This window comes from Paraburkholderia lebeckiae (assembly GCF_050436325.1).
GTDB lineage: Bacteria > Pseudomonadota > Gammaproteobacteria > Burkholderiales > Burkholderiaceae > Paraburkholderia > Paraburkholderia tuberum.
Window position 1 is genome coordinate 452,146 of record NZ_JBNDLZ010000003.1, and the last position, 12,728, is coordinate 464,873.

At 63.6% G+C, this 12,728-nt stretch carries 3 protein-coding genes and 2 pseudogenes; 4 read left to right on the plus strand and 1 reads right to left on the minus strand.

The genetic code is table 11. The annotated features are described in order from the left end of the window. Window positions 1-236: 236 nt before the first annotated feature. Window positions 237-1,694, minus strand: a complete 1,458-nt coding sequence (locus OKW44_RS20090; RefSeq protein ID WP_018417970.1) for an NCS1 family nucleobase:cation symporter-1 — start codon at window positions 1,692-1,694, stop codon at window positions 237-239. Window positions 1,695-2,485: 791 nt separating this feature from the next. Between OKW44_RS20090 and OKW44_RS20095 the strand changes: the two are divergent. The 4 genes and pseudogenes from OKW44_RS20095 to OKW44_RS20110 all read left to right on the plus strand — a co-directional run. Further along, a pseudogene (locus tag OKW44_RS20095) lies at window positions 2,486-2,764 on the plus strand (YadA-like family protein); the annotation flags it as partial. Between the two features lie 917 nt (window positions 2,765-3,681). Beyond that, entirely contained in the window at window positions 3,682-10,107 is a 6,426-nt protein-coding gene (locus OKW44_RS20100; RefSeq protein ID WP_018417972.1) for an ESPR-type extended signal peptide-containing protein, read from the plus strand. Window positions 10,108-10,188: 81 nt separating this feature from the next. Continuing rightward, complete coding sequence (locus OKW44_RS20105; RefSeq protein ID WP_035470081.1) at window positions 10,189-10,911, plus strand: OmpA family protein; 723 nt, start codon at window positions 10,189-10,191, stop codon at window positions 10,909-10,911. A gap of 1,368 nt (window positions 10,912-12,279) precedes the next feature. Next, window positions 12,280-12,468, plus strand: a pseudogene (locus OKW44_RS20110) (hypothetical protein); the annotation flags it as partial. Between the last annotated feature and the right edge of the window lie 260 nt (window positions 12,469-12,728).

A 12,728-nucleotide genomic window follows, 5' to 3' on the forward strand; every position in this document is an offset into this window, starting at 1 on the left:
AATCTCTGAGAGCGGATGGCGGCCAGACGCTGATCAGCAGACATTCGCCAAGAGAATATGAAGGACCGTTCGTGGCCGAAAGTGCCCCTCTTTGAACGATGCCATCAGGCGGATCGTCGGCCAAATCTGCGATTCGCGAGCCGCACGCGGCTATCGTGACCGACCGCCCGCTTCCGGGAGGCACCCGGCGGTGCCGCGCCGGTGCTTGACCCCACCTGATCGGGATGGAAAGACCCTTAAACGCGGGTAGGGGCGATCGCAGTACGCGGCCGCAGCGTCGCCATGATCAGGTAAATGCCGCCGCCGATCACTACGCCGAAGAACCAGCCATACGTATTCCACCAGGCCGGCAGCAGGTTGGTGAAGTTGGGCAGGAAGGTCGAAAACACGCTGCCGACCGCCGCCGCGGCCAGCGCGTTGACGTTCCAGCCGCCTTCGTAGCGATACTCGCCGTGCTCCTGGTAGAGCGCCGCGACGTTGATGTTCCCCTTGGCCACCAGATAGTAGTCGACCAGGATGATCCCCAGCAGCGGGCCCATCGTTGCGCCGATGGCGTTGACAAAGTGCGCGGCGTTGCCTTCCCACGGCGCAAACGGGTAGAGCACCAGCGCGATGGCTGCAGCGATGAAACCGCCCTTCCTGAAGCTGATCTGCCTGGGGAACGTGTTGGAGATGTCGAACGCCGCCGAGACGAAATTGGCCACCACGTTGATGCCTAGCGTGGCGACCGCGAAGGTCACCGCCGCGATGAGTGCCAGTATCCAGCTATCGAACTTGGCTGAGATCTGCTCGGGGTGCAGCAGCACTTCGCCGTACACCCTGAAGGCGGCGATGGTGGTGACGCCGGCGACCAGCGAGAACGCAATCAGGTTGACCGGCAGGCCCCACAGATTTCCTTTCTTGACTGCGTCGCGGTTTTTCGCGTAGCGCGAGAAGTCGCAAAAGTTCAGGTACAGCGCAGCGAAGTAGGTGATCCAGGTCGCGCCTACGGCCATCAGCGCCCAGAACGACCCGGGCTCGCCGCTGACGCCGGCGTCCCTGGTCTTCTCGAGCAGCGCGTCCATCGGAATGCCATGCTCGAACGAGAAGCCGCCCGCCTTGACGCACAGGCCGATCGCCAGGATCAGCATCGCGATCCACACCGCCGGACCGGCCAGGTCCTGGAATTTGCGCACCGTTTCCATGCCCTTCTGAATGATGAGCAGCTGCAGCGCCCAGACGATGAAGTAGCAGATCACTTCCAGCACCGAATGGCCGAGGAAGTGTGTGCCCTTGTGGAACTCCATCAGGCTGGTGCTGCGGATCAACAGCGCGACTATCGCGCTCGAAGCCGCTGCCGTCTGCGCGCCGTACCAGAAGCAGGCCACCACGGCGCGCACCAGCGCGGCGAAGTTGGCGCCCCACACGCCGAAAGAGGCGCGCGCCAGCACCGGGTATGGCACGCCGGTCTTCTCGCCGGCATAGCCGATCAGATTCATCAGCGCGAAGATCACGAGTGAGCCGAGCCCGATCGCCAGCACAAAGTTGGTAAAGCTGCCGCACAGCAGGAACAGGCTGGCGGCGAGGTAGTAGCCCCAGAGGCTGTGCACGTCCGAGGTCCAGACGTTGAAAATGCTGAAGGCACCCCAGTTGCGCACCCTGGCAGGTGCGAGATCTTCGTTGTAGAGGCCGGGGGAAGGGTTGCGGATTTCCATCTGTCATCTCCTTTGGATTTCGTGGAACTGAGGAAACACCGCCAGACGACCCTGGGCCGCGATGCCCCCGCGTCTGAAGCAGGCTCGTATGCAAGAACTGTATGTACTTTGCGGCACAGCTCTGAATGGGTTAACCCTGATCGAGTGCATGCCGGCGCAAACCAACCCTCCGATCCCACGCACAATGAACGCAATCGCAAGTTGGTCGTTGTTGTCCGTATGACCGCGTAAATCAATAAAATTGCGCGACGCTTCGTCCCGCTCGCAATCTGTGGGGCCGTTGATGTGGAGATGGCCGGAGGCCCCTCGTCGAAGGGTTCGATGTGAGGGCAGCCCGATTCAAATGCCGTGTTCGATTGACCTCCGATGGTCCCGCATCGGGCGACAGCTGGCGTTCGTCAGTTCAGATGCGATCTCAAATGGCAGAAGTGGATGGGTGCCGCCGAATGCAACCGGCGGTGCTCAGCCCCCTCACCGAAGTTTGCTGTCGGACCGGGTTCGGCCACAACTTGCCGTTCAGCGAGCCGGGAAATCTGCGGTTGGAGCGGCCGCATTACTCCGGAACCTGACGGACGAGCTACCCGCACAATTCGGCCGTTTCTGCCGTTGGGAAAGTGCGTTTGGCGGTCCGTTCCTGTCTAGGGAGCGGACGATGGCACAAAACACTACAACTTGGCCGTTTTAATATGGCATGTACGCCGCTAGCTGGTTCAGCTACTCCGCTCCTGAAGCAGTGCCACTATGCGCTGCGCGAGCGGAGATAGGTAAGTACCGGTGCGAAAGACCACACCAATACGTCGATCCACAGCGTTCGCGACGACATGCAGAAATACCGCCGTCACGCGCACGCCGGTTCGGCGTCCGCAATCGCGATGGCGAACTTGCCGCAAGCTGTGTTGCCTGGCGAGAAGGTTGTAGCACTCGCAGCGGGCAACTACGGCGGACAGTCCGCGATGGCTGTGGGTCTGTCGGTCGCGACGCAAAAGTGGATGGTCAAAGGCTCGGTCACGACGGGCGTTTCCGGTCACGGTTCCGTCGGCGGGGGCGCGGGCGTCGGCTACCGCTGGTAAGTAACCCTGGCTGTGTCCCGCTGCTGCCGCCGTTGTGCTGCGGCAGCGGGCAGCCGAACGGATTCCTATTCCTCTACATTAACTGTCCTGCATTTTTAATATGCGTTTTGCTACACGAAATTGAGTTAAAAAAACAGGAGAAAAAATTACAGATTTCCTTAGGGATGTCAGGAAATCCCCCGCTCACTTTCTGAGTGGTAATAAGGTGAATAGACCCTGATTGTTAAACTCCGCAATAGCCGGATTTCGCCAAAGGCTTTTTGTAGACAAATGAAAAGACCTATGAGAAAGTTCCCGCGGGCACTCATCTTTCTTTTTGTTACATGACTCAAATAAAGGGCGCCACGGCATTCCATGCGAATAGCTTGGCGGCCTTCGTCTCACATAGTGCTCAAGATCTTGCCAGAAAGAGAAACGGTGCGTGTAGCGGGCGCGAGACTAGTTGTCATGCCACGAACCAAGGAAACGTTGCAACAGGCTACTGAGGGGCAGTAACGATGAGTATCTCAGTCGGAACAGAGTCGGGCGCTGCCTCGGCGAGGAAATCATATCAATCTGACCGGCAATTGGCGCTCCGCCACGCGATCGGCTTTCCTCTGCGTCTGCCCTTCGGACCTTCATAACCCAGACATTCGTCAAACGTCTCAGCGGCCAGCTCGCCGAAAACTGGCTATCTGACTGACCCTCATCTTTAATTAGTCATGCGAATCGCATTTTGGGCGTGGGTATTCGCTCGCGCTCAAGATTCGTGATTCATCGAGGGCGGAAGGAACTTGCCGCAGTTCCAACGCTAAAGCAACGTGCGCCGCAACGAGACGGCTTAAACATAATAAATAGGCATCCTGAATAAATTGGGATGCATGCACACGCTCGCGTTTTGCGAATTTCGAATTTCAATTACCTCGTGAGGCAACGACATGAACAAAGCATATCGGACCATCTGGAACAAGGCGCTGGGCGCCTTCGTAGCCGCGTCGGAGTTGGACGCGTCGCGCGGCAAGGGAAAGTCGGGAGCGGCTGCTTCCATATGCGGCGCACGCTGCGGCGAGCAGGGTGCTGCGGCGTCGCATGGTTCGGGATCGCGTGTCGTCACCGTGCTGTTGCTCATGGGTTTCGGGGGATGGGCCGCGCAGGCGCAAGCGCAGGTGAGCTGTTCGGCGGCGCCCTACAACTTCTATAGTGGCAGCACCACGTGCGTGGGCTTTCAGTCCACTGCCTCTGGAGGCGGAGCCACTGCGGTAGGTTATGGCGCCAACAGTACGGGACTGAATGCCTTGTCCCTCGGCTTTCAGGCCATTGCGAGTGCTACCAACGCGATTTATATGGGCGCGCGTACAGCTGCGGGCACCGGCGCGACGGCGCAGTCGGCGATTGGCATCGGAACGGATGTCGTCGCTAGTGGAACGTCGGCCATTGGCATTGGCCTGGACAGCGTTTCTAGCGGCAATGTGTCGACTGCCGTCGGCCCCACGGCAAAAGCAACCGGAGACAACAGCGTTGCAATGGGTTCGAGTGCCAACGCGGCCGCTTCAGGCGTGGTCGCATTGGGCAGTGGAGCCACAGGCTCGCAAACCAACGGTATAGCCGTTGGTTCGGGAGCCAGTGCCACCGGCGCCAACGCCGTTTATCTGGGAGCGCGCACTGCGGCGGGCACCGGTTCGACGGGAACGGGGTCCATTGCGATTGGCACTGATGTGACCTCTAACGCCGCTTATGCCGCTGCGATTGGCTTCCAGGCCGTGGCAAGCGGACCTGCAGCGGTCGGGGTGGGCTACACCGCCGCGGCCTCCGGGACGCATGCTGTCGCTGTCGGTTTTCAGTCCATTGCCAGCGGACTCAACGCCGTGTATCTCGGACCGCGTTCGGTCGCCGGCACGGGCGCAACGGCGGCGGGTGCGATTGGCGTCGGCACGGACGTGACTGCGTCCGGTCCCTCTTCACTCGCCGCCGGCACAGTGTCCAAAGCGACGGCACAGAATGCCGTGGCTTTGGGAGCTGGCGCCGTCGCCTCAGGGCTCAACGCGCTCGGCATGATGAACGGCTCCAATGCGAGCGGTGCTAATGCAATAGCTTTGGGCGGAGCGGATTCTGTCGCGGAAGGCGGCGCGTCTGCCCCGGCGACGGTGGTGGGCGCCGCGGCGTCGGGCATTCGCGCCATTGCGATCGGCTCCGGCGCAAGCTCGGCTGGCTCCTCGTCCGTCGCCATAGGCGATTCGGCGCTGACGGGCGCCAGCACAGATGCCCTCGCCATGGGTACCTCCGCAACGGCAAACGCGGCTAATGCTTCCGCCATCGGCAATGCTGCAAGAGCGCTCGCCGCCTCCACGGTTGCGATCGGCGACGGCAGCACCGTCGCCGCGGCAGCCGGCGCGGGTTCGTTCGCCGGCGGCCATAACTCCCAGGTGCTCGGTGGGACGGGCGCAGTCGCGCTTGGTCAGGCGCAGACCGCGAGCGGCAACGGCGCAGTCGCGATTGGCGATCCGAATACCGCGACCGGCAATGGCGCGGTCGCCGTGGGCGCGAACAATACCGCCACGGGCGACGGCGCGGTAGCGCAGGGCAACGGCAATACTGCCAATGGTCAAGGCGCGGTCGCGCTGGGCAACGCGAGCACCGCGAACGGCGCGAGCGCGCTGGCGTTCGGCGATTCGGCGGTGGCCAACCAGACCCATGCGATTGCACTCGGTGCCGGCGCATCGACCAGCAACGCGAACGACGTCGCGTTGGGCGCGGGCAGTATGACCGCAGCGCCCCATACGGGCACTACTGCGCTTTACGGCGGCACCGCGGCCGGCATCGCGAACGCGGCCAATGGCGTGGTGTCGGTCGGCTCCGCTGGCAAAGAGCGGCAACTGCAGAACGTGGCAGCGGGTGTGATTTCGGCTACCAGCACCGACGGGATCAACGGCTCGCAACTGAACACGGTTGTCACCGGCGTCAATAATCTCGGCGCGTCTACGGCTGGCACATTGGGCGGCGGCGCCAGCTATAGCGCGACGACCGGCGATATCACCGGCTTTAGCCAGCCGGTCAACACCGTCAGCGCTACCGGAGCCGTAAGCGGACCCAACCCGCAGACGACGGTTGCCGGCGCGTTGACCGCGCTGAATACGAATATCGACAACACCGCCAATATCGCGGTGAAGTACGACGCGGCGGGCGGAACGAAGATCACGCTCGGTGCGACCGGCGGGGCGGGAGCCGGATCTCCGGTGACCATCACCAACATGGCGCCGGCCGCATTGAACGCGACAAGCACGGACGCGGTGAATGGGTCCCAGCTGTTCGCCACCAACCAGCAGGTGTCGACCAATACCACAGCGATTGCCAATATCAACAATGGCGGCGGGATCAAATATTTCCACACCAATTCGGTATTGGCTGACAGTGTTCCCACCGGCACTGATGCGATCGCGGTGGGACCGGTCGCCAATGCGTACGGTAACGATTCGATCGCCCAAGGCCTGAATGCGGTGGCCGGCGTAAACGGCGCACCGACCACAGCTAACGACATAGCGTTGGGCAACGGGGCTCAAGCCACGGGTGGCGATTCGATCGCTCAGGGCACCGGGGCAATCGCGAACACGGCCGGCGCCATTGCGATCGGTCAGACGGCAACCGCCACCGGCGGCAAGGCGGTGTCGATCGGCGCGGGCAATACCGCGAGCGGTAACGGCGCGGTTGCTATCGGCGATCCGAACTCGGCGATCGGGACCGGTGCGATAACCATGGGCGCGAACAATACGTCCAACGGCCAGGGCGCGGTGGCGCTTGGCAATGCCAATACCGCGAGCGGCCAGGGCGCCGTCGCGCTGGGCAATGCATCGCAAGCGAACAATGCCGGTTCGGTCGCGTTCGGCGACGCCGCAACGGTGTCGGCCGCGGCGACGCAAGGCGTGGCGATCGGCTCCGGTGCCACGGTTTCCAACGCCGGCGCGGTGGCTCTGGGGGCGGGAAGCACGACTGCCGCCGCGGTGGGGACGCCAGGCGCGACGATCAATGGGACCGCGTACACGTTTGCCGGCACGACGCCGGCGAGCACGGTCAGCGTCGGCAAGGCAGGCGCCGAACGCACCGTGACGAATGTTGCCGCAGGCCAGTTGAACGCTTCGAGTACCGACGCGGTGAACGGCTCGCAGTTGTACTCAACCGATCAGGCGGTCGACGCACTTGCCACGGCGGTAACCGCCAACAAGACGCACTACTACAGCGTCAACGACGGCGGCACACAAGGTGCCAACTATGCCGACGACGGCGCCACCGGCGTCAACGCGCTGGCTGCGGGTGTCGGCGCTCTGGCTTCCGGCGTGAGCAGCACGGCGCTGGGCAATGGTGCGCAGGCGCTGGCGAACAACGCAAACGCATTCGGACTGCAAGCGACGGCTTCGGTTGTCGGCGGCGTGGCGATCGGCTCGGGATCGGTTTCAGATCGCACGGTTCTGCCCGGAGCGGGATCGATCGCCAACGGTTCCCACGCGATTCCGTTCAATACCTCCGATGAGACTTTGCTCGGCGCAGTGTCCGTCGGCAGCAGCACCGCCTACCGGCAGTTGACCAACGTGGCCGACGGCACGCAGGCGCAAGACGCGGTCACCGTTAGGCAACTGGCGGGCGCATTGTCGTCGTTTTCGGTGACCGGCACGACCTATTTCCACGCCAATTCGACAGCGGCCGATTCGCTCGCCGTGGGCGCGGAGTCGATCGCGGTTGGACCGACGACTGTCGTCAATGGCGACAACGGCGTAGGCGTCGGCAACGGAGCGGTGGTCGATGCAACCGCGCCCGGCGGTGTTGCGATCGGCCAGCAATCGCATTCGGCCGCGGCCGACGCAATGGCGCTTGGCAGCGGCGCGATCGCGAGCGGCGCGCAATCGATTGCGCAGGGCGCCAACGCCAATGCCGCGAACCAGGGCGGCGTGGCGGTCGGCTCCGGCGCGCAAAGCAGCGCCACGGACGCCGTAGCGCTTGGTGCCGGTGCCAGCTCGACATTCGCCAATAGCGTGGCGCTGGGCAGCGGTTCAACAACAGCTGCGGCGGTGGCCACGCCGGGTGTCACCATCAACGGCACGGCCTACACCTATGCAGGTACGGCTCCGACCAGCACGGTCAGCGTGGGCAGCGCGGGTCACGAGCGCACGGTGACCAACGTAGCGGCCGGGCAGGTGAACGCGGCGAGTACCGACGCGGTGAACGGTTCGCAACTGTACGCGACCGATCAGGCAGTCAGCAGTCTGTCCGCGACGGTAACCGCCAACAAGACGCATTACTACAGCGTCAACGACAACGGTACACAGGGTGCCAACTACGCCGACGACGGCGCCACCGGTATCAATGCGCTTGCGGCCGGCGTAGCCGCCACCGCCGGCGGCGTCAATAGCACGGCGCTGGGCCAGGGCGCGGTGGCCAATGACGCCAACGCGGTGGCGCTGGGCAGCGGCTCGACCACGGCTGCGGCGGTGGCAACGACCGGCGGCACGATCAACGGCACGGCCTACACGTACGCCGGTACTGCCCCGACCAGCACGGTCAGCGTTGGTAGCGCGGGTCACGAGCGCACGGTGACCAACGTAGCGGCCGGGCAGGTGAACGCGGCGAGTACCGACGCGGTGAACGGTTCGCAGCTTTACGCGACGGATCAGGCGGTCGACAACCTCGCCGGGGTAGTTACGGCCAGCAAGACGCACTACTACAGCGTCAACGACGGCGGCACACAAGGCGGCAACTACAACAACGACGGCGCCACCGGCGTCAATGCTCTGGCGGCGGGCGTGGGGGCAACGGCCGCCGGCGTGAGCAGCTTTGCCGGCGGCAATGGCGCTGCCGCGCAGGCGAACAACGCGCTTGCATTAGGCGCGCTGTCGAGCGCTTCGGTGGCCGGCGGAGTCGCGATCGGCTCGGGATCCGTGTCCGATCGCGCGGTGCTGTCCGGCATCGGTTCGATTGCGAACGGCAGCCATGCGATCCCCTTCAACACATCGGATCAAACCTTGCTCGGCGCCGTGTCTTTGGGCAGCACGGCCGGCAACACCTATCGCCAGCTGACTAACGTCGCGGACGGCACGCAGGCGCAGGACGCCGTCACGATCAGACAGCTTGCGGGCGCGCTGTCGTCGTTCGCCGTGTCCGGACAGATGTACTTTCATGCGAACTCGACGGCCGCGGATTCGCTGGCGGTCGGCGCGCAATCGATTGCCGTTGGACCGACGACCGTAGTCAACGGTGACAACGGCGTGGGCATCGGCAACGGCGCCGTCGTCGATGCCACGGCGCCGGGCGGCGTTGCGATCGGCGAGAGCTCGAATGCGGCGCAGGCCGATGCGATCGCGCTCGGCAGCGGCTCGATCGCAAGCGGCGCCCAGTCGATCGCCCAAGGGGCGAACGCAAAGGCCGCCAACGCAGGCGGCGTTGCGATCGGCTCGGGGGCGCAAAGCAGCGCCATCGATGCAATCGCAATGGGCTCCGGCGCGAGCGCGACGATGGCAAACAGCGTTGCGCTGGGTGCCGGATCGGTGACGACGGTTGGCGCGTTGAGCAACTACATCGCGTATGGATTGAGCAGTCCGCAGTCGTCCGCGGGTGAGCTCAACATCGGCAACCGGCAGATCACCGGTGTCGCGGCCGGCAAGGCGGGTACCGACGCCGTGAATGTCTCGCAACTGGACGCGGTGTCGACCCAGTTGACCACGCTGATCAACCAGCGGACCACCAACAACGGCGGCAGCTTCTCGTCCTCGCCGGGCACGCCGACGCCACCGGCCTCCACCGGTTCGAATTCGTCGGCGGGCGGGCAGGGCGCGTCGGCATCGGCATCCAATAGCACGGCGGTCGGCAACAGTTCGCAAGCCAGCGCGACGGGCGCGACCGCTGTCGGGGTCGGCGCGGCCGCGAGCGGCAATAACTCGGTGGCGCTGGGGGCCGGCAGCTCGGATGGAGGCCGCAGCAACGTGGTGTCCGTCGGCTCGCTCAACGACACCCGGCAGGTGGCGAATGTGGCGGCGGGAACGCAAGGGACGGACGCAGTCAACGTGGACCAGCTCAATGCCGGATTGGCGCAAGCCAATGCCTATACCGACCAGCGCGTGGACCAACTGCAATCGGGCGTCAATTCGGTCGCGCGCAATGCCTATTCCGGCATCGCCGCGGCAACCGCATTGACGATGATTCCGGAGGTCGACAAGGACAAGACCTTGTCATTTGGCATCGGCACGGCAGGCTTCCGTGGCTATCAGGCTGTGGCGTTGGGCGGAACCGCTCGGCTCACCGAGAACATCAAGATGAAAGCAGGCGTCGGCATGAGCCCCGGCGGTACAACCTTCGGGATGGGCGCGGCCATGCAATGGTAGGGCGCGGACGCCTTCGCTCAAGTGCGGACAACCTGACCGTGCGCCGAACCGGGCGTACGAAAAAACAGTATGGAGAACATAATGAAGCAGCTTTCTGGATGGAGTTTATCGCTGAGCCTGGTGTTGCTTGCCGGATGTTCGAGTGCCTCGGGGCCGACGTTTAATGCTTATACGGTTACGGCCGCCGACGGTTCCACGCTTCATCAGGTGGAATGTCACGGGATATTCGAAGGACCGGCTACCTGCATGAAGGTCGCCGAGCGGATCTGTCATGGCAAACCGGTTCGCCCGGTGCAGAAAGTCGGACGCCTGCTGCCGGACACTGACCAGACCGACGTCACGCGGCGGCTTACCTTTGCCTGTGGCGACGCGACGGTTACGCCGGCTGCAGCGGCCTCGCAGCCGGTCGCAGCTGCGGCGCAAACGGTTGATCAGTTCGTGCTGCAAAGCGATGCGCTGTTTGCCTTCGGTAAATCAAGCCGCGCTTCAATGCTGCCGGGCGGAGCGGCCAGTCTCGATCAGGTCATGACGCGTATCAAGCAGCGCAGTGGCGTTCAGTCCATTTCGGTCGTCGGCCATACCGACCGGCTTGGGCCGGACGCAGTCAACCAGCCGCTATCTCTCGCGCGTGCCCAGACGGTGAGGGAGTACATGATCGATCATGGACTGAACGGTGAGTTGATTCATGCAACCGGCGTGGGCTCCCGCGATTCGACAACGCAATGTCGGGACGGCGGCAGCAAGTCGCTCATCGCTTGCCTGCAACCGGACCGGCGGGTCTCCATCGAAGTTCGGGCGCAGTGAGATGGCCCAGCGCCGAACGGACTCGCAATGACCGAGCGAACGTCGGCGCTGGGGCGTGCACGCGCGGCCCCGCCAGGGTGCGCAATGCGTCAAGCTTGCGCGCACGTCTCGCAGCAGTCTGCGCGACGTCGCAAGCCATCCTGCACATGCCCGTCACCATGGTCGTCCGTGACCCTTCGTTCCTGTGCATGCCGCAGCATCTAGCCTGCGACGATCTGATCGCAGCGTCGGAGGAAATCGAGCACTGGCTGAGTCTGCAACCGGAAGCGAACTGTCGGTCCGTAGGTTAGGCTCCAAGTATTTCGACGGTCAGCTTCAGGTCGGTGTTGTTGGAAAAGTCGCTGACCGTCTTTCTCGCGAGGTTGCAAGGGTCTTCTTACCCTTGACCGATGTTGTCGAGCGGTTTGTAGGCCGATCTGAGAGGTCGATTTTTTCGGTGGCAGATGGGAAACGCGGCGCAGCGACTTTTTCAACAGCATCGGACGGTACGACTCACTCGGATACTGTCGCAGCCGACTGTCGTTGGCCCTTGATTGCCAGCGGCAGCAAAGTAACCTTCAGCCGCCGCACGGCGCCCGAACGACGAACGTCCGCAATGGCCAATGACATGCCGACCGACTGTGCGGCGTGAACGGCCGTTGCACTCTGAAAGCTGCCATAGAGGTGGTGCGGGGATGTATGTCCGCAACGGGTCGGGAGTGTGAGTTCGCTGATGCGGAAAGCTGCCGTAGGGTTGCTCGATGCCGCCACCGTCAGCAGTCCGCCACATTGCCGACGTAGAACCCAAGCCGTGCCAATGTCGGCAATGGCCGAATTTTTGTCACTAAAGTGGCGGTACCTGGCGACTGCCGGACTCTGATACCCGGTGCCTGATCTCCGGCGTCCCGAGCGGCCGCAGTGGGTCCGGCATCTGCCTGATCAGTCCGGAGAAGAGGGGGATGCCCCCGTCGCCCCGCACCGACGCCCGGCTAACAAAAAAAGGCCCGCGCGCGGCGGGCCGGAATCCATGTGGAGACATGGAGGAGACGGCTTCAGTATAAACCCTGGTGCGATCCTGTGCACGCCCGACGCGGGAAGCCGCACACAGGACCCGGCCGGCGGCGTCACGGCCGGGCAGAGCGGCGCAACGAAGGGAGAACGGGGGAGAGTCCCTGCTGCCAGCGCGGCCTGGCCGTGATAAGCGGCGTCCGGGGTGTCCATTTAACCGAAGTTAGCGCGATTTGCCTCCGCGGGCGGCTCTGCGAATGTCGCTCCAAGCTGGGCGGATGTCCGCGTTGCCTCGGCGGCTGTTCCTGCGATCCGGCGACGGCACCGACACCCGGCTGCCGCTTTTCTAAACGTCTCGAACCGGCTTGTCGACAGCGGATTGATGCGACGCACGCGCTCGCCCACGGCGCAGAACTCACGACGGAGCGCGACGACCTGCGGCACGGATTGGTCTCGACGACGTCCATCTCTCTGCATGGCAATCGCGTCAAACGGGCGCGGCGGATCGCCGGGGCTTTCGGTATACGTGAGAGCGCAAACGCACCAACGCAAGGTTCTCCGTCCGTGTGAAGGCTTTTGGCCGCTTTCCCGAGGCAATCCTCGATTGCACGCCAACAAATATTTTTGCAGCTGCCAGCAGTTCAGGGGTAGCGATCTTTCGTGACAAACTTAGCCATTAGTATCTGTTACGCATCAGTTGACCCGGGCGGATTGCTGAGCTTTCGTCAACGCCGGTTCCATGTCTGGCGGCGGCTGAGTGCAATGAGACGCGATTGGGCCGCCGATGGCGCGACGGCGTCCCGACTAACCGGCAAAAATCGAATGACAAC

Bases quoted from the DNA above. Each gene is read 5' to 3' on its own strand.
- OKW44_RS20090 (WP_018417970.1), bottom strand. From the start codon at position 1,694: ATGGAAATCCGCAACCCTTCCCCCGGCCTCTACAACGAAGATCTCGCA.
- OKW44_RS20100 (WP_018417972.1), top strand. From the start codon at position 3,682: ATGAACAAAGCATATCGGACCATCTGGAACAAGGCGCTGGGCGCCTTC.
- OKW44_RS20105 (WP_035470081.1), top strand. From the start codon at position 10,189: ATGAAGCAGCTTTCTGGATGGAGTTTATCGCTGAGCCTGGTGTTGCTT.